The sequence below is a fragment of the Hymenobacter sp. J193 genome (assembly GCF_024700075.1).
Taxonomy (GTDB): domain Bacteria; phylum Bacteroidota; class Bacteroidia; order Cytophagales; family Hymenobacteraceae; genus Hymenobacter.
In genome coordinates, this window is the sequence record NZ_JAJONE010000001.1 from 4,695,630 (window position 1) to 4,712,911 (window position 17,282).

The 17,282-nt window shown below is 60.2% G+C and carries 16 protein-coding genes and 1 tRNA gene; 13 read left to right on the plus strand and 4 right to left on the minus strand.

Features of this window, described 5'->3' with window-relative positions:
• Positions 1–20: 20 nt before the first annotated feature.
• A complete protein-coding gene (locus tag LRS06_RS20560) occupies positions 21–1,931 on the minus strand; it encodes a hypothetical protein (RefSeq protein WP_257873238.1) in 1,911 nt (636 codons plus the stop codon).
• A 224-nt stretch (positions 1,932–2,155) separates the two neighbouring features.
• Here LRS06_RS20560 and LRS06_RS20565 point away from each other — a divergent pair, with 224 nt between their 5' ends.
• From LRS06_RS20565 to LRS06_RS20575, 3 genes are all read left to right on the plus strand, one after another.
• The gene (locus tag LRS06_RS20565) at positions 2,156–2,722 is read left to right on the plus strand and encodes a YqgE/AlgH family protein (RefSeq protein WP_257873239.1); all 567 of its coding nucleotides are present in this window, start codon (positions 2,156–2,158) and stop codon (positions 2,720–2,722) included.
• 60 nt (positions 2,723–2,782) lie between these two features.
• Positions 2,783–5,140, plus strand: a complete 2,358-nt coding sequence (locus LRS06_RS20570; RefSeq protein WP_257873240.1) for a DUF349 domain-containing protein — start codon at positions 2,783–2,785, stop codon at positions 5,138–5,140.
• Positions 5,141–5,348: 208 nt separating this feature from the next.
• A tRNA-Thr gene (locus LRS06_RS20575) sits at positions 5,349–5,421 on the plus strand.
• Between the two features lie 290 nt (positions 5,422–5,711).
• Here the strand turns inward: LRS06_RS20575 and LRS06_RS20580 are convergent.
• Both LRS06_RS20580 and LRS06_RS20585 read right to left on the minus strand, forming a co-directional pair.
• Positions 5,712–6,095, minus strand: coding sequence for a hypothetical protein (locus tag LRS06_RS20580; protein WP_257873241.1), 384 nt, complete (start codon positions 6,093–6,095; stop codon positions 5,712–5,714).
• Between the two features lie 600 nt (positions 6,096–6,695).
• Entirely contained in the window at positions 6,696–7,085 is a 390-nt protein-coding gene (locus LRS06_RS20585) for a hypothetical protein (RefSeq protein WP_257873242.1), read from the minus strand.
• Between the two features lie 154 nt (positions 7,086–7,239).
• Between LRS06_RS20585 and LRS06_RS20590 the strand changes: the two genes are divergently transcribed.
• From LRS06_RS20590 to LRS06_RS20605, 4 genes are all read left to right on the plus strand, one after another.
• Complete coding sequence (locus LRS06_RS20590) at positions 7,240–7,524, plus strand: hypothetical protein (RefSeq protein WP_257873243.1); 285 nt, start codon at positions 7,240–7,242, stop codon at positions 7,522–7,524.
• A gap of 26 nt (positions 7,525–7,550) precedes the next feature.
• Positions 7,551–8,504, plus strand: coding sequence for a peptidase MA family metallohydrolase (locus LRS06_RS20595; RefSeq protein ID WP_257873244.1), 954 nt, complete (start codon positions 7,551–7,553; stop codon positions 8,502–8,504).
• A gap of 259 nt (positions 8,505–8,763) precedes the next feature.
• Positions 8,764–9,324 (plus strand): RNA polymerase sigma factor, encoded by a 561-nt coding sequence (locus LRS06_RS20600; RefSeq protein ID WP_257873245.1) that lies wholly within the window; start codon positions 8,764–8,766, stop codon positions 9,322–9,324.
• A 463-nt stretch (positions 9,325–9,787) separates the two neighbouring features.
• Complete coding sequence (locus LRS06_RS20605; RefSeq protein ID WP_257873246.1) at positions 9,788–11,275, plus strand: serine hydrolase; 1,488 nt, start codon at positions 9,788–9,790, stop codon at positions 11,273–11,275.
• Between the two features lie 91 nt (positions 11,276–11,366).
• On the opposite strand, the gene LRS06_RS20610 is transcribed toward LRS06_RS20605, so the two are convergent.
• A complete protein-coding gene (locus tag LRS06_RS20610; protein WP_196955764.1) occupies positions 11,367–11,582 on the minus strand; it encodes a hypothetical protein in 216 nt (71 codons plus the stop codon).
• Positions 11,583–11,829: 247 nt separating this feature from the next.
• Here LRS06_RS20610 and LRS06_RS20615 point away from each other — a divergent pair, with 247 nt between their 5' ends.
• From LRS06_RS20615 to gyrA, 6 genes are all read left to right on the plus strand, one after another.
• The gene (locus tag LRS06_RS20615) at positions 11,830–12,009 is read left to right on the plus strand and encodes a hypothetical protein (RefSeq protein WP_257873247.1); all 180 of its coding nucleotides are present in this window, start codon (positions 11,830–11,832) and stop codon (positions 12,007–12,009) included.
• An 89-nt stretch (positions 12,010–12,098) separates the two neighbouring features.
• Positions 12,099–13,505 carry an aspartate ammonia-lyase gene (gene aspA / locus LRS06_RS20620; protein WP_257873248.1) on the plus strand — a complete coding sequence of 469 codons (1,407 nt, stop codon included), beginning with the start codon at positions 12,099–12,101 and terminating at the stop codon, positions 13,503–13,505.
• Between the two features lie 91 nt (positions 13,506–13,596).
• Complete coding sequence (locus LRS06_RS20625; RefSeq protein ID WP_257873249.1) at positions 13,597–14,136, plus strand: HD domain-containing protein; 540 nt, start codon at positions 13,597–13,599, stop codon at positions 14,134–14,136.
• Complete coding sequence (locus LRS06_RS20630) at positions 14,105–14,275, plus strand: hypothetical protein (RefSeq protein ID WP_257873250.1); 171 nt, start codon at positions 14,105–14,107, stop codon at positions 14,273–14,275. The genes LRS06_RS20625 and LRS06_RS20630 overlap by 32 nt, the downstream gene beginning before the upstream one ends.
• A 27-nt stretch (positions 14,276–14,302) precedes the next feature.
• A complete protein-coding gene (locus LRS06_RS20635) occupies positions 14,303–14,542 on the plus strand; it encodes a hypothetical protein (RefSeq protein ID WP_257873251.1) in 240 nt (79 codons plus the stop codon).
• A gap of 102 nt (positions 14,543–14,644) precedes the next feature.
• Positions 14,645–17,221 carry a DNA gyrase subunit A gene (gene gyrA / locus LRS06_RS20640; RefSeq protein WP_257873252.1) on the plus strand — a complete coding sequence of 859 codons (2,577 nt, stop codon included), beginning with the start codon at positions 14,645–14,647 and terminating at the stop codon, positions 17,219–17,221.
• Positions 17,222–17,282: the final 61 nt, after the last annotated feature.

Sequence of the window (17,282 nt, forward strand, 5' to 3'; positions counted from 1 at the left end):
GCGGCAGATTCAGCCCGGCGCTACGGCTGCGGCGCGGCGGCCTGCCGCCGCGGGTACCACGCGTACACCGACCACGCCCCCTGGCGGCGGAGCAGCTGCAGGTTCCGCTCCCGCACGAAGTCGTCGCCCCGCTCGAAGGCTTCCAGCATGCCGGGGCGCTCCTTCAGGATGTCGCGGTAGTAGTTGTTGGCGCCGTTGTAGTAGGTACTGTCCAGAAACACCAGAATGGGCCGCTCGTCGAGGCGGGCGAGCAGGGCGGGGTCGGGGCCGGCGGGACGGAATATGCTGTACAACTCCTGGGCCTGGTAGGGCGGGGTGCGCACGGCTTTGTGGCTCATCAGCGGCAGCCCGGTCAGCAACGAAAGCTGGTAGGTGTGGGTGCAGTGCGGGTCGTCGGGGTCGATGGTGAAGCTGTAGTCGCCCTCCGAGCCCACGTGGAAGTAGGGTACCGGCAGAATAGCCTGGTATCCGGCCAGCGGCAGACCCCGGGTGAGCTTGTCCATATCGGTGCGGGCCGCCGGCCACGTGAGTTGGTTGGGGCGCTGGGTGAACTTGCGGTAGAAGCGCACGGCCGCCACCAGATCGGGCACCAGCAGCAGCGCCAGCACCAGGGCCAGCGCCCGCACCGGCAGCAGGGAAGCCCGCCGCCACCAGCGCGCCAGCCCCCACACCACGGACAGGTTGAGCGCCCACCAGAACGGCCACACGTAGCGCCCGATGGCCCGGAACTGCGTTACCCGGTCGCTGAGCTTGTGCAGCCAGAACAGCGGGTTGAAGTAGTTGCGGATAAGGTAACTGCCTCCATCCAGCTCGTACTTTTCGCCCAGGGCCATCATCACCATGGGCAGGGTGGCCAGGACCAGCAGCCCCAGGAAGCGCCCGTACACATCCTCCGAGGCGGCTACTGCCGGCTGGCGCCGGAACAGCCGCAGCCCCAGCCACACCACCAGCGTGTACAGCACCATTGCGCCCAGGTAAGCCGTCGATTCATAGGGCACGCCTTCCTGGGGGTCGAAGATAAAGCGCAGGTGGTTGTCGGACTGAGCCTGGAAGAACGCCCGGAATTGAAGCTTCCAGCCAATCCAGTCGTAGCCGCTGCTGCCGGTGGGGCGCTCGGCGTAGCGGCCGTCCAGCAAAATCAGGGTAAGGCCCGCCGCCGCCCCGGCCACCGCCAGCGTCAGCAGCAGGCGCCAGGCCACGGGCCACCACGGCCGGTCCTGGCGATACAGATCCAGTGCCCATACCACGGTAAAAAGTCCGACCAGCGCCCCTATAATAGCCAGGTAGTAGAAGTGCCAGAACGAGGCCACGAAAATGCTTAGTCCCAGCCCCACGAGCCATCCGCTTAGCGGCCGGCCCGCCGCGTGGCGGCCGTAGATTTCCTGCAAGGCCCAGATGCCCACCAGCACAGCCGGCACGTACGCCAGGCTCATGTGCCCCACCTGCAGGCGCACGGTCTGGGGCGAAATCCAAGGCAAGGCCACGCAGGCCAGTAGATGAAGGGCTGCTGGCAGCTTCCAGGGCCGCAGAATGCGGTGCAGCAGCCAGGAGGCCAGCACCAGTCCGCTCAGAATTGCCAGGTCGTAGATGTAGAGGCCGTAGGGCTGCAAACCGGGGAAAATGCGCACCAGCACATGCAGAGCCTCTGTGAACAGGGGCGTACTATCGGTATAGTACATATACTCCCCAAACGGGTAGTTATGGCCCTTCACCAGCATGCCGTCGGAAAGCGGCTGGCGCAGAAACGACTCAATGGAGAAGTAGCTCTTAATGCCGTCGTAGTGGTCGACCAGCAGGTTCTGGCCGGGCTTGAAAATAACCTCCCGAAATGTATACAGCACCAGCAGCAGCTGGGTAGCTACGCTGGCGGGGCCAACCAGCCGGGAAAAACGAGGGAAAGAAGCTGATTGAGCTGAGACAGCAGATACCATTAACGGAGGCGGAAAGTAGCACCGCAATATTCGGCAAAACCGTTTGCATGGCGCCTATCTTCTCTGCAGAAGAAAAATGGAGCGGGCTGCCGTACGGTTGGAAATGGTTGGCGTCTTCGGCCCATCGATAACCCGGCAGCCTATGCTCAACGTACGTGCAGGTAAGGGGCTGCCGATGCCTTTTGCTGCCCGGCCGCTCCTGTTTTTCATCAACTGCTCTGCTTATGTCCACCCTCACTGCTGGTAGCCTGCTGATTTCCCAGCCCTTCCTGGGCGACCCCAACTTCGAGCGTACGGTGGTGCTGCTGTGCCAGCACTCCGACGTGGAAGGCACGTTTGGGCTCGTGCTCAACCGGCCATCTGCCCTGGTGCTGGGCGACGTGCTGGAACTGCCCGGCGCCGATTCGAGCCCCCTGGCACAGATACCGCTGGGCATGGGCGGCCCCGTGCAGCCCGACACGTTGCACTTTCTGCACCAGCGCGCTGACCTCCCCGATGCGGCCCCGCTCGGCCAGGGCGTGTACTGGGGCGGCGACTTCGGGGTACTGCTCGGGCTGCTGCTCAGTGGGGAGCTTTCCCCCGATGAAATCCGCCTGTACGTAGGCTATTCCGGCTGGACGGCAGATCAGTTGGCAGGGGAGGTGCGCGAAAATGTTTGGATAGTGCATCCTAATGCTGCCGGGAAAGTATTTACTTTGACTACTGATGCTTTCTGGCAAGCTATTTTGCGCGAGAAAGGCGGCCGTTACCGCATGCTGTCGAACTACCCCCTGGACCCACGGCTAAACTAACCCACTCGCCCGCCGCCTGTCCCTACTGCCTGCCCCACGTGGGCCTTGTCCCCTGAACTTATGGTACCCGAAAACGAACAACCCGTCCCCAACAACTCCGCCGATCAGCCCGCTGCGGAGTCGCCAATGAGCATCCTGGAGCGCCGTCTGGCCGAAATCAGCAACAAGCAGCCGGCCCCGGCATCCGCCGAGCCAACCTCCCCCGCCACCAGTCAGATTACCGAGCAGCCAGCCCAGGGTACACCGCCGCTGCCTGAGGCCGAGGCACCCGGCGCCGGCACGGCGGAACCTTCAGCTGCTGCTACGGACCAGACGCTGCCAGAAGCCAGTGCCCCGGAAACATCCGCTTCCGAGGAGCCCGTGTCAGAACCGCAGCGCCGTGCCCTGGAGCACCCCGGCCAACAGAACGACCATGCCCTGACTACGGAAACGCCCGCCGAAGCCCCGGCAGCACCGGTAGCCCAGCCCACGGAAGAAGAGCAGCCAGCTTCAACCACGGAGCCCGCCGCTGCCAGCGTTGCGCCCGAAACCCCGGATGCCGTGAGCCCGGCTCCACCAACCGCCGAGCCTACAGCAGTTCCGGCAACCGGAGAAACTGTAGCCGCCGAGGTGCCGGAAGCAGAGCCCACCGTTGCGGCAGCCCTTAGCGTGCCTGAAGCTACCAGCGAGGACGAAGAGGACTATGTGCCAGAAACGGCCGCGCCAGACTTCGCTACGCTTGATTTGCCTGCCCAGGGAGCCTTCCTGCTCTCGCTGCTGCGCCGGCCCGACGCCCGCCAGAATCGCAAGCAGATATTTGATCTTAACCGCCAGTACGAAACGGCCCTGGCTGCCGACCGCACCGCGGCCCGCCAGCGCTTCACGGCGGGTGGGGGCGAGGCGGATGATTTTGCCTACACCGGTCCGGAAGGCCACGCCGAGCTGACGAAAGCCCTGCAGGAATTCCGCGAAAGCCGCACCCGCGACGCCAAAGCCGAGGAAGAACAGCGTACTAAGAACCTTACGCACAAGCAGTACCTGTTGTCGCAGTTGCGCAGCCTGGTAGAGTCGGCCGAAACCAAGGACAGCTCGGCCCGCATCAAGGCCCTGCAGAACGACTGGAAGGCCACGGGTCCCGTACCGCAGAAAGAGGCCCAGGAACTGTGGAACAGCTACCACGGCCTGCTGGACATCTTCTACAACAACCGCGGCCTGTTCTTCGAAATGAAGGAGCTGGATCGCCGCCGCAACCTCGAAGCCAAAGAAGCGCTGGTAGCCCGCGCCGAGGCATTAAGCCAGCAGTCCAGCATCAACAAAGCCCTGCAGGAGCTGCGCCAGTTGCACGAAGAGTGGAAGCACGTGGGCCCCGTACCGCAGGAGCAGCGCGATGCCGTGTGGAACCGCTTCCTGGCGGCTTCGGAAAAGGTACACGACCGTAAAAAGGAATTCCTGAATGCCCGCTCGGCCCAGGAAAATGCGAACCTGACGCGCAAGACCGCCTTGCTGGAGCAAATCAAGCCCTACGCCGAGTACCACACCGACCGGGTGAACGAGTGGCGCAGCCAGACGGATGCCCTGCAGAAGCTCAAGGAAGAGTGGGATGCCGCCGGCCTCGTGCCCCGCGACAAGGCCGATCAGCTCAACAAGCAGTTCTGGGGCGCCTACAAAGGGTTTTTTCAGCGCAAAAACCAGTTCTTCAAGGCGCTTGATGAGGAGAAGAGCGCCAACCTCAAGCGCAAGCAGGAGCTGATTGATCAGGCTGAAGCCGCCCTGCAGAACCCCAACTGGGAGGAAGGCCGCGAAATCGTGATTCGCCTGCAGAAGGATTGGAAAACGATTGGCCGAGTGCCCGAAAAGCAGTCCGACAAAATCTGGAACCGGTTCCGCACGGCCTGTGATGCTTTCTTCGAGCGCAAGCACGAAGAGTCGCGCCAGCGTGAGCAGCAGGCTCAGCAGGTGTCGAAGGAGCAGGCCAGCCGCCTGGAGCAGGTAGCCCAGACGGTGGATGCCCTGACCCCCGATGCCCCCGGTACTCTCGAAGGATTCCGTGAGCTGGTAGCGGAGTGGCAGGCTGGCGCTGGCAGCGGCCCGCGCGCTGATGCGGAGCGGGCTGAAGGTCGTTTCCAGGCTCTGATGGGCAAATACCTGGACGCTGTGCCTGGTATTTCATACGCCGAGCGCAACGACCTGCTGTTCCAGCTACAAGTAGACCGCCTTAAAGCTTCCTCCGATACCCAGCAGCTCTACAAGAAGGAGCAGGCCCTGCGCCGCGAAATCAACGAGCTGGAGAATGATATTTCGACTCTGAAAACCAACCTGGAGTTCTTCGCCCGCTCGAAAAACGCCGGCCAGCTGCGCGAGGAATACCAGGGCCGCATCGACGAAGCCCAGCAGCGAATTGAAGGCCTGAAGCGCCAGCTGAAGGTTATCCGTAGCTAGCGCGTCCAAAATAGCCGTGCCATTCCGGGCCCGTTGCAATTCAATCTGTAGCGGGCCCGGCTTTGTTTGGCGGCTTTAGATACCAGGGGATAAATAAAAAGCCGCTGATAGTAATTTACTTAGCGCTTGCTCCGCTAATGTGCCAGGGAATTTTTTGGCGTATGTTTGGCTGTTTTCCATCAATGCCGTAGGTTTGTGCCACCAAAACGCCTCCATAGCTCAGCTGGTAGAGCAACTGACTTGTAATCAGTAGGTCGCTGGTTCGATCCCGGCTGGGGGCTCATAGGTAATAAAACCCCTTGTAAATCAATGATTTGCAAGGGGTTTTTTCTTGGTATGCTTGGCTCAGAAAAGGTCCGGCAGGGGTGATACGTGAGGCGTATTTGCAGTTGCGGGTGATCTATCGGCTGTAGCAGTGCTTGGTAAAGCCCCAAATTGTCACTTGTCCTTTTAGCTTACTGACTACTTCCCCTAAGAAAAGAGCCAGCCCTGCGACTTAGCTTGCTTAACACAAGTAAAAAGCCCCGACTGGATGGTCAGGGCTTTTGTTTTTGCTTAAGGCCAGGGGCTGTTACTTCAACCCATTTTGATCCAAAACATGCGGTTTTCCATCTTCTTGGAACGTAAGTGTTTTCCAGGCCATGCCCTTTATGCCGGTCAGATAAATCGTCTTGCCTTGCTTGGTATACCTGAACAGAAAGCGGGAGTCATCGACGGCCTTAGGCTCCGCCTCTAGGTTCACCATGCCGCTCTGATTCAGTACGACCTGCCGGTTGGCCTTGAACACCAGCAGAGAGAAAGTGCACCCTTGCTGATTGTCCAGTTCCACCTTATTGTTCTTGAAGGTGATGCGCAATTCAAATGGCAGGGTAGCCTCCGGCGTCGTAACAGGTGACGGCCGGAAGAAGGACATGAGGAAGGATAGGGCAAGCGTGTTGAAGCCAAGCATGGGCATGTCGTTGTGTGGTTACTATCGATTACCTGCGTGGCCGTCGTTTCACCGAACTGCCTGATATTAAATTTCCTATAACCACTGTAATAGCTCAAAGTAGTCAAAGTACCTGACCAAAACAACTTTTACAGCCTATATTTATCCTAATTCTACTTCTTTAAGAAGAGGGCCCTCCGATGGGTACGATACTGGCTACCCCGCTACCCGCCGCTGCATTACGTTGTATAGGCTGTGCTGTCGCCATCCATCCACCAGCACGAACGTGCTCAGCAGTTCCCAGCCCGATGGATGCGCAAGTTCCTTACGGGTTCTATTCCCACCCCTAGTAAAATAAGCCCTGCTATGTAGAAGGGTTTCTGCCTACGTAGGTGAACTACCTGTTAGTTGAACTGCTTGGCGTGGTCTACCACGGTGTCCAGAACCGTTGGATCAGATGACAGGTCCACATGCTCGACGAACGTTTTGAGCTTGGTATTGGCGGCAAGGGCGGTCATGAATGGGGTGTAGTTCTCGGCTTGCATGGTGCGGGCCATGACGAAGGCAGCGGTCTTTATCCCTAAGAAGCGAGCCAGCTTCTGCTATAGGACGGGCTTTCCGAACCCATTAGCATATCCGCTTACCAGCACGTTGGGCGGGCTTTTCCATGGCACGGTAGTCCGTCAGCAAGTAATTGGTTAGGGCTACGGCAAAGAAGGAGACGAAGTAACGCCGGGCATTAGGCTGCTTGAGTGCGCCCGTCAGCCAGGGCAACACGAGCAGCGCGGGCAAGAAGGGCGTTTCCACCTGTCCGTGTACGCGAAAGGGAACCACGCGCCTTAGCGCCAGCGGCTGGTCTGTCAGGGTGTTGAGCAGGCCCTGGGTGCCGGCAAAGGCATAGCACAGCGTCCGGGCGGGGCCGTGCAGGTTGAACAGGCTAGGTGCCAGCGCCTGTAGAGCTACAAAACCATAGTCGATAGCCCCGTGCGCACGGGGGCCGATTGGGGGAGACGCCATAAAAAGAAAGTCGTTGGTCTATTTTCCCAACGCTGCCCCAACCGGCAGGTTATAGCCCAGCTTAGGGGCCGCTGCTTCACTTAGGAAGAAAGCTGGCCCATACGGATATTTGCCCTGCTCTTGGAACACATTCTTCTGTACAGACTTTTTGGTCATGACCTTTCCTAAACGGTTGAAGGCCCTGCAACTGGTTTTCTGCGGCTTCCTGTTCTGCGGCCTGCTACCCGCTACGCCGGGCGTTAGCCAACAGGGCTTCCCGCGCTACTACGAGTACCTGGGGCTGCTCAGCAAAGCTGATTCCCTGACCAAGGTCCGCCAGTACCGTCTGGCCGCTGCCCTCTACGGGCAGGCCGCCCGCGTCAGGATCGAGCGGGCATTCCCATCCCGCCCGCCGAAAGCCGGTACCAGGCCGCCCGGGCCTGGGCACAGGCCTCGGTGACGGACAGTGCCTTTTCCTACCTGCAGATGATGGCCCGGCAGGAATTCACCCTTGCCGATACGCTGCGGCAGGATGCGCAGCTGCAGCCCCTGCACGCCGATGCCCGCTGGCCTGCTCTGCTTATACATGTCGAGCGCAACGCTACCCGGCAAACCCGGCTGGCCCAGCTTTACCGGGAGCGGACGACGTTCACCGGCCCTGCGGAGGAAATCGTCTTCACCCCACCCCAGGCGTACGTGCGGCAGTTTATTTATAACGACACGCTGGCCCTTACCTCCATCAACTACGCCAACTTCCGCCTGTTCTTTCGGGGCAACTCCTACACGGCCGCGCACTTGCCTGAGCTCAAAACTGAGTTGGCTACTGCCTGGCCGCGCATCCTGAGCGTACTCCAGGTGTCTGCCTACCACAAGGGCGTATACCTGACGCTCGTCGATTCGAAGCAGGAACTAAAGGAACTGACGGGCCTGAGCCCGGCTGGCGGTTTTGCCCTGGTCGGGCAGGATGCCATCTTTCTGGTTAACACCCCCACGCGGCGCCTGCAGGCCAGGCACGAAGTATTTCACCTGCTCGCCAATGAGGTTTGGGGCGTTACGCAGTCGCGCCTGCTCAACGAGGGAGGAGCCGTGTACTGCGATAATGAATGCTGGTACGAGAATGCCATCTACAGCATCAACGCCTACCTGCTGCAAACGGGGAAGCTGTTGCCTTTGGCCCGTCTGATCAATGACTTTGACAATGCAGCGCGTACGGAACAGGTGGCCGCCTACCTGCAAAGCGCCGGGCTGTTTAAGTACCTCTACGAGCAGTACGGCGTCGAGAAAATGAAAAGGCTCTGGCTCGAAGGCTTCGAAAAATTCCCTGTTATCTACGGCTTCCCCGTGAGCCGGCTGGAAAAGGAATGGAAGGCTTATATCCGCAAGATTGCTTTGCCCAAGCATATGGACTGGACGAAAGTCAGCCAGCAAGGCTGCGGCTAATAGACGTATCTTTTCTTCCATTCATTCCACGGCGTTGCCGGCCGCATGCCGCAGGCGCTTGTTAGAAAGCAGCTTGGTGGAGTTATAGGGACTGTCTGCGCCCAGTCATCATCAGGGAAGAGGGAAAACAATATTTACCGATAGAGACGGCGGTTTGAACGACCAGGTTAGTTGATTCAACGGAAACTGGACCACAGCACAGCACGGGCCGAAAGCCCAGCCGTACTAGAGGTACCGTTCTTCGTTGCCCCACCTACCCGTGACTAGCATTCTATCCAGCTCTGCGGCCGAGGCCGAAGCCCAGCTTGTGCAGCGGCTCTATGCCCGCGACGAGGCTGCTATGACCTTTTTCTATACAAATTACCGCGTGGCCCTGCATCGGGTCATTCTACGTGTCGTCAAAAGCCCGGAACTGGCGGAGGATGTACTGCAGGAAAGCATGCTCAAATTTTGGCAGAGCTTCGCTCACTACGATGCCACCCGAAGCCGGCTCTTCACCTGGGCGCTAACCATCTGCCAGCACCAGGCCATCGACACGCTTCGGCTCAGGGCCAACCGTGAATGGGCTAAAAGCACGGATATCACCGAGTGCGCACCCGTCCGGCAACTGGTGACGCCCGCCGCCAGCATGCTCAGCGCTGATTTGGCTACCTGCTTGGCGCGCCTGAAGCCCATTTACAAGGAAGTGCTGCAGTACCGCTTGCAGCAGCAGATGACCCTGGAGGAAATTGCCGAGTTCCTGGATATGCCAGTGGGTACCGTCAAAAACCGCAGCCGGGTAGCCATGCACCGCCTGTTGCTGATCTGGCAGAGCAGCTAGCAAGACGCCGTCAGCGCTGAACTTCGGAGCATTATTGCCCGAGTAAGTTAGTGCTCCTGGCTCAGGGCTGATTTTCTGCGGCCTTCTATACCAGTTAGCATCCTGGTGGCCACCGTCACCATCTTTCTGGTCGCGCATTGCGGGCAGAGTGGCCACAGATACAGCGGGCCTACCCAAACTATGCATGTTTGCCCGGTAAGTAGAAACGTGGATAAACGGCGTATCCAGCCCCATAGATTAGATGCAAAGACCGTCAACAAGACGAGTCTATGTTTTATTTCTGTATACTACTATGTATAACAAGGTTCTATTTGTATGTTTGTAGCGAGCTGCCTGGGTCGGAGCTTTCAGCCACCTGATTATTTGCTCTGCTGGACTGCTGCTACGGTTTGCAGCAGCCCCAGGTACCCACTCACCGCCACATTCACCGCCATTCTACTTTCCTTCTTCTTTCCACCAAGCCATGAAAACTTACCGGTATCCTTTCTTCTTTCGCGCCATTGCCGTTGCTTTGCTTTTGCTGCTTGGCAGCGTAGGAGCCAGCCAGGCCCAATCTACTCCCGACAGCGTTGACCAGCTCGTGCAAAGCGCCATGCAGCAGTTACGCATCCCGGGCTTGCAACTGGCGGTGGTGCGGCACGGCCAGATTGTGAAGCTGGGCAATTACGGCGTGGCTAACGTACAGGACTCAGTGCCGGTCACCACGCAGACGCGCTTTTTCCTGAACTCCATCACCAAGGCCTTCGTGGGTGTGGCCGTGATGCAGCTGGTGGAAGCCGGCAAGCTCGACGTGGGCGCGCCGGTAGGGCGCTACCTGCCCGAGCTGCCCGCCGCCTGGCACCCGGTCACCGTGCGGCAACTGCTCACGCACACCTCCGGGCTGCCCGATATCATGCCCGAGGATGCGCTAGTAACCGAAAACAACGAAAAAGCGGCCTGGGCCCAGGTGCAAACCCAGCCGCTGGACTTTGCGGCCGGCCAAAAGTTCGCCTACAACCAAACCAATTACCTGCTGCTGGGCCAGCTCATCGATAAGCTCAGCGGCCAGCCCTTCGCCGAGTTTATCCATCAGCGGCAGTTCCAGGTGGTGGGCATGCCCCGCACTACCTCCGGCGACGCCCACGATGTGCTCCTGCACGGCGCCCGGGGCTACACCTTTACCCGGTACATTGATGGGCAGCCCCGCCGCGGCAAGGAGATGCGTAACCTGTTCGAGGTGTTTCCGCCTTCCTTGCGCGCGGCGGCTGGCATGAGCTCCACAGCTGAAGAAATGGCCCGCTGGCTGGTAGCCCTGCAACAGGGCAAGCTCCTGCAGCCCGCCAGCCTGACCACGCTCTGGACTGCGGGCCGCCTCAACGACGGCTCGGAGCGCGGCTTCGGTGGCAAGCTCACCGGCTATGCCCTGGGCTGGCCTACCGTCACGCGGCCCGAGCATCCGGCTGTGGCGCCCGTGGGCGGCGGCCGCTCCGCTGTATTTCTTTACCCAAAGGATGACCTGGCCATTGTGGTGCTGACCAACCTGCAGGGCGCGAGCCCGGAGCGGTTCATTGATGCGCTGGCAGCCTGTTACCTGCCCGATATGCGCGTGGCTGACGGCTTCGGCCTGCCGCCAACCCTGCGCGCCCTGCACCGGACTCTGCGCCAGCGCGGCTTTGCCAACCTCGAAGAAGAAGTGAAAAAAGCCCGACGCAAGGATGCTGCCTACGCCTTGCCGGAAGATGCGGTCAACGCCTGGGGCTACTCTCTGGTGGAGCAGGATAAGCTCACTGATGCACTGGCCGTGTTTCGGCTCAATGCGCGCCTGTACCCCACCAGCGCCAACACCTACGACAGCTTGGCCGAAACCTACGCCGCGCTGGGTAATAAGAAGCTGGCTACGCAGCACTACACCCGTGCCCTGGCGCTGAACCCCAACAACCGTACGGCGGCCGCGTATCTGAAGCAGCCGTAATAGCTAAGAAGCTGGCCTGCCCTTACGCCCGTAAACAGCAAAGCCCCGGCCTGATTGGCCGGGGCTGGTTGAGCTATGAGTAAAAGCTGGGCTAGCGGACGAAAAAGCCTTTTTCTTCCCAGGCTTTTACGTTCTGGGAGCGAACAAAGCGGGTTTCGATATGGCCCCAGGCGTCCTGCTTGTACATCACGGTTTTCCCTTCTTCCCGGGTGTGCAGCGCCTGTAGCTGCTCGGCGTGGGAAAGGGTAGGAGCGGCCGTTTCAGGGGCTTTGCGAGGACGAGGACGTTTACTTGTTGGTGTTGTCATAAGAAAGCAACCGGCAGCAGGCTAAAAGGGTTCGGACGAAAGGTAAAGCATTTCCCTTTGCTATATACCCCGGGCGCGGCCGTCGGTTGCTGCAATACCCCGGCCAACGAAAATTAGTTGGCACTCGGCGCGGATTTTAGGTCTCGTGTGCACAGGCTACCGGGCAGGCCGTACCCAGACTTTTCTGCGCCCCAGGCATCATTCCGGGCTTTTAGGTTGTATTATTGACGGTCTAACATCCTTGCCCATGGAACCAGTTAACCTGCCCGCCGCCGACCCGGAAAAATCAGCAGATGATGAACTGTTAGCGGATTTGTCCGCTCTCACGGCGAACTTCAACCCCGAGCATATAGTGGAAGAGCTTGAGCAGCTTGAAGCGCTGGACGAGCAGCCGGCTCCGGATTCCGACCCGCCTGCTGGGGCATAGGCCCGGACTGTAGCCCGGAATACGGGCGCTTGAAGCCAACGTCGGCCCCAGCGCAGCCGTAGGAAGCTCCTCACTTACCTTGCTGCTTTATGCCAACTTCCCGGCTCGAACACGACTTCCTGGGCGAACGACCCATCCCGCAAGACGCGTACTACGGCATCCAGACGCTGCGAGCCATCGAAAACTTCCGGATTACGGGTATTCCGCTGAAATCCGAGCCGCTGTTTGTACAGGCACTGGCCTACGTGAAAAAAGCCGCCGCGCTGGCCAACCAGGAACTCGGGGTGCTCGATGCCACCATTGCCGGCGGTATTGCCCGGGCGTGTGACCGGGTTATCAGCGGGGAGTTCGACGACCAGTTCCTGACCGATATGATTCAGGGCGGGGCCGGAACCTCCGTGAACATGAACGCCAACGAGGTTATTGCCAATGTGGCGCTGGAACTGCTCGGGCATCAGAAAGGCGAGTACCAGTTCTGCCACCCCAACAACCACGTCAACTGCTCCCAGTCCACCAACGACGCCTACCCGACGGCTTTCCGGATTGCGCTCAGCAACAAGCTGGTGAGCTACCGGCAGGCTTTGGAGCAGCTGGCGGAAGCTTTTGCCCAGAAAGGCGAGGAGTTCCAGAACGTACTCAAGATGGGCCGCACCCAGCTCCAGGATGCCGTGCCTATGAGCATGGGCGACGAGTTCAAGGCGTTTGCCACCAACCTGCGCGAGGAGCTGCTGCGCATCGAGGACAGCCGCCAGCTGATCAGCGAAATCAATATGGGCGCCACGGCCATCGGCACGGGCATCAACGCCCCGGCCGGCTACGCTGAGCTGGTCACCCGGCACCTGCGCACCATCACCGGGCTGGACCTGCAGCTGGCCGGTGACCTGATTGAGGCCACCTACGACACCGGGGCCTACGTGCAGCTGTCGGGAGTACTCAAGCGCACGGCCGTGAAGCTGTCCAAGATCTGCAACGATTTGCGCCTGCTGTCCTCAGGGCCGCGCACGGGCTTTTTTGAAATCAACCTGCCTCCGCTGCAGCCGGGTTCCAGCATTATGCCGGGTAAGGTAAATCCGGTGGTGCCGGAAGTCGTCAACCAGACCGCGTTCTACGTTATCGGAGCCGACCTGACGGTGACCATGGCCGCCGAGGCGGGGCAGCTGCAGCTGAACGTGATGGAGCCGGTTATTTCCTTTGCCCTATTTACGTCCATTTCCTACCTCACCAATGCCTGCCACACCCTGCGCGAAAAGTGCGTGGTAGGCATCACCGCCAACAAGGAGCGGGCCGAGGAGCTGGTGCGCAACAGCATTGGTATCGTCACGCAGCTCAACCCGGTGCTGGGCTACGAAACGTCGGCCGAAATTGCGAAGGAAGCCCTGCGCACCGGCAAGTCGGTGTATGCTATTGCCGTGACGGAGCGCCAGCTGCTCACGCAGGCCAAGTGGGACGAGATTTTCACGTTTGAGAACATGATCCGGCCCGATTTTATTCAGTAGCCGCTCATGTGGTTAGGTCCGGCGGCGCGTGGTGGCTGCAATAGTGTCCGCGCGCTGCCGTTCTTTTGCGGCTTACTTACCCCCACGAGCCATGCCGCTTTCCTCCGCTGACCTGATAGCCCGCACGGCTGACTTCGTGCGCGAAAAATTCCTGCACGAAGGCTCCGGCCACGACTGGGAGCATATCCGCCGGGTGTGGCAGACGGCCCGCGCCCTGGCTGCCGAAACGCCCGGCGCCAACCCGCTGGTGACGGAGCTGGCGGCCCTACTGCATGATGTGGCCGACTGGAAATTTCACGGCGGCGACGAGGAAGCCGGCCCCCGGGCCGCGCGGGCCTGGCTGCAAAGCCTGGACGTGGCCGAGCCGGTTATCGGCCACGTCGAGACTATCATCCGCGAAATCAGCTTCAAGGGGCTTGGGGTGCCCACGCCCATGAGTACGTCCGAGGGTGAGCTGGTGCAGGATGCCGACCGCCTCGATGCCATTGGCGCTATTGGCGTGGCGCGGGCCTTTGCCTACGGGGGCCACAAGGGGCGGCCCTTGCACGACCCGTCCGTTCCGCCCGTGGCTCACAGCTCGTTTGAGAGCTATAAGACCAATGCCGGCCCTACCATCAACCAGCTTCTATGAGAAGCTGCTGCACCTGCGCGAGCGGCTGCACACGCCGGCGGCCCGCCGGGTGGCCGGGCAGCGGCAGGCCTTTATGGAAAGCTTCCTGGCGCAGTTTCTGCGCGAGTGGGAGGGAAGTGACTTGCCCCCGGCCGCTTAACCCCGCCACGAATCGTACTTTTATCCCATGACAAGTCGAGTATTCACCCGTTTCGTTCCGGCCCTGGCCCTGGTATTGCTGGCCGCATCCTGCCGTAACTGCCCCATCGAATCCTGCCGCACCCGTAAGGCCCACACCCACAACGGGGCGCGCTACCGGGGCCAGCCGCTTTGGAAAAAGCAGAGTCCGGCCATCGGCGAAAAAATCAAAGTGCACGACCAGAAAGACGGCCGGCACAAATCCGATAAAAGCAAGCCGAAAACCTAGCGCAGCTAGGCAAAACGGGCATTTTTTTGTACCTTGCAGGCTTAATCCTGTAACCGCCGGCCGGCTCCAAGGTGGAGCTTCAGCCGGCCTTCCCGACCTCTTATGGCAGAAGCAGAAGGCGAGAGAATCATCCCGATTAACATTGAAGATGAGATGCGCGGCGCCTACATCGACTACTCGATGTCGGTTATCATTTCCCGGGCCCTGCCCGACGTGCGCGACGGCCTGAAGCCCGTACACCGGCGCGTGCTCTACGGCATGAGCGAGCTGGGCGTTTCCTACAACAAATCCTATAAGAAAAGTGCCCGTATCGTGGGCGAAGTGCTGGGTAAGTACCACCCACACGGCGATACCAGCGTGTACGATACCATGGTGCGCATGGCCCAGGACTGGAGCCTGCGCTACCCGCTGGTAGATGGGCAGGGCAACTTCGGCTCCATCGACGGCGACTCGCCGGCCGCTATGCGCTACACCGAAGCCCGCCTCAAGCGCCTGGCCGACGAAATGCTCGGCGACCTGGACAAGGACACGGTGGACTTTCAGCCCAACTTCGACGACTCGCTCGAAGAGCCCAGCGTGATGCCCGCCAAATTCCCGAACCTGCTCATCAACGGCACGTCGGGCATTGCCGTGGGTATGGCTACCAACATGGCCCCGCACAACCTCACGGAAGTGGTCAACGGCATTGTGGCGTACCTGGACAATCCGGACATCACCATTGCCGAGCTGATGGAGCACGTAACCGCGCCGGATTTTCCCACGGGGGGCGTGATTTACGGCTACGAGGGCGTTAAGCAGGCGTTTGAAACCGGCCGCGGCCGGGTGGTGATGCGGGCCAAGGCCACGTTTGAAACCACCGCTTCGGGCAAGGAGCAGATTGTGGTGACTGAAATTCCCTATATGGTGAATAAGGCCTCCATGATTGAGAAAACGGCGGCCCTCATCAACGAGAAGAAGATTGAAGGCATTGCCGATCTGCGCGACGAATCTGACCGCGACGGGATGCGCGTTGTGTATGACCTAAAGCGCGACGCCATACCCAACGTGGTGCTCAACAACCTGTTCCGCTACACGCAGCTGCAATCATCCTTCGGTGTCAACAACGTGGCCCTGGTGAAAGGCCGCCCGATGACGCTGAACCTGAAGGAGCTGATTCATCATTTTGTGGAGCACCGCGCCGAGGTTATCGTGCGCCGGGCCCGCTTTGAATTGGCCGAGGCCCAAAAGCGCGCTCACATCCTGGAAGGCCTGCTCATTGCCCTCGACCACCTCGACGAGGTCATTGCTTTGATCCGCAGCTCCCGCGACCCGGAAGTAGCCCGCACGCAGCTTATCGAGCGTTTTTCGTTGAGCGAAGTACAGGCCCGCGCCATCTTGGATATGCGCCTGCAGCGCCTGACCGGCCTGGAGCGCGATAAGATTATAGCTGAGTACGATGAGCTGATGAAGCTGATTGACCACCTGAAATCGGTGCTGGCTTCGGACGTGCTGCAGCGCCAGATCATCAAGGACGAGCTGTTCGATATTCGGGAGCGGTACGGTGACAAGCGCCGTACGGCCATCGAGTATGCCGGCGGCGACTTCTCCATGGAGGACATGATTGCCGACGAGAGCATGGTCATTACCATCTCCCGTGAAGGCTATATCAAGCGTACCGCGCTGGATGAGTACCGGGCCCAGGCTCGGGGCGGGGTTGGTGCCCGCGGCGCCACGTCCAAAACCGATGACTTCACCGAGCATCTGTTCGTAGCCACCACCCACGAGTACCTGCTGTTCTTTACCGAGCTGGGCCGGGTGTTCTGGCTGAAAGTGTACGAAGTGCCGGAAGGAGGGAAGGCCACCAAAGGCCGGCCCATTCAGAACCTGATTGAGATTCCGCGCGAAGACAGCGTCCGCTCCGTGCTGAACGTGCGTGGCCTGCGCGACCCGGACTACCTGGAAAATACTTTCCTGATGTTCTGCACGGAGCAGGGTACGGTAAAGAAAACGCCGCTCGAAGCCTACTCGCGGCCTCGCACGGCCGGTATCAACGCCATTACCATCAACGAGGGCGACCGGCTACTGGACGTGCAGCTCACCACCGGCAACAGCGAGATTATCGTGGCCTTGCGGTCGGGCAGAGCGGTGCGCTTCCACGAAGGCAAAGTGCGCTCCATGGGCCGCAACGCAGCCGGCGTGCGCGGTATCACCCTCGCCGATGATGGCCAGGACCGCGTGGTCGGCATGGTGTGCGTGTCGGACGAAGGGCAGGAGTTGTTGGTTGTTTCCGAAAACGGCTACGGCAAGCGCAGCTCGCTCGATGAGTACCGCATTACCAACCGGGGCGGCAAAGGCGTGCGCGCCATGAAAATCACCGACAAAACCGGGGCGCTGGTAGCCATTAAAACGGTGGTTGATACGGATGATCTGATGATTATTAACCGTTCGGGCATCACCATCCGGTTGCGGATGGCGGATTTGCGAACCATTGGCCGCGCCACCCAGGGCGTCCGCCTGCTGCGTATCAGCGACGGCGACGCAATTTCTTCGGTAGCCAAAGTGCAAGCCGATGACAAGGTAGAAGAAGCTGACTCTCTGCCAACTGATGCGCTGGAAGGCGGCGGGCTGGAAGCTGGCCCGGCCGGGGGCTCCCCGGAACTGGATGCTCTGACTGATCCTGATTCGCTCAGCGCTAATTAACTTGCGGCGGCAGAACTCGGAAGCGGGTTCTGCCGTTTGCTTTGGCACTCACCCTAATCCT

Coding starts and splice junctions, on each gene's coding strand:
- LRS06_RS20560 (WP_257873238.1), bottom strand. CDS start 1,931: ATGGTATCTGCTGTCTCAGCTCAATCAGCTTCTTTCCCTCGTTTTTCC.
- LRS06_RS20565 (WP_257873239.1), top strand. CDS start 2,156: ATGTCCACCCTCACTGCTGGTAGCCTGCTGATTTCCCAGCCCTTCCTG.
- LRS06_RS20570 (WP_257873240.1), top strand. CDS start 2,783: ATGGTACCCGAAAACGAACAACCCGTCCCCAACAACTCCGCCGATCAG.
- LRS06_RS20580 (WP_257873241.1), bottom strand. CDS start 6,095: ATGCCCATGCTTGGCTTCAACACGCTTGCCCTATCCTTCCTCATGTCC.
- LRS06_RS20585 (WP_257873242.1), bottom strand. CDS start 7,085: ATGGCGTCTCCCCCAATCGGCCCCCGTGCGCACGGGGCTATCGACTAT.
- LRS06_RS20590 (WP_257873243.1), top strand. CDS start 7,240: ATGACCTTTCCTAAACGGTTGAAGGCCCTGCAACTGGTTTTCTGCGGC.
- LRS06_RS20595 (WP_257873244.1), top strand. CDS start 7,551: ATGATGGCCCGGCAGGAATTCACCCTTGCCGATACGCTGCGGCAGGAT.
- LRS06_RS20605 (WP_257873246.1), top strand. CDS start 9,788: ATGAAAACTTACCGGTATCCTTTCTTCTTTCGCGCCATTGCCGTTGCT.
- LRS06_RS20610 (WP_196955764.1), bottom strand. CDS start 11,582: ATGACAACACCAACAAGTAAACGTCCTCGTCCTCGCAAAGCCCCTGAA.
- LRS06_RS20615 (WP_257873247.1), top strand. CDS start 11,830: ATGGAACCAGTTAACCTGCCCGCCGCCGACCCGGAAAAATCAGCAGAT.
- aspA (WP_257873248.1), top strand. CDS start 12,099: ATGCCAACTTCCCGGCTCGAACACGACTTCCTGGGCGAACGACCCATC.
- LRS06_RS20625 (WP_257873249.1), top strand. CDS start 13,597: ATGCCGCTTTCCTCCGCTGACCTGATAGCCCGCACGGCTGACTTCGTG.
- LRS06_RS20630 (WP_257873250.1), top strand. CDS start 14,105: ATGCCGGCCCTACCATCAACCAGCTTCTATGAGAAGCTGCTGCACCTG.
- LRS06_RS20635 (WP_257873251.1), top strand. CDS start 14,303: ATGACAAGTCGAGTATTCACCCGTTTCGTTCCGGCCCTGGCCCTGGTA.
- gyrA (WP_257873252.1), top strand. CDS start 14,645: ATGGCAGAAGCAGAAGGCGAGAGAATCATCCCGATTAACATTGAAGAT.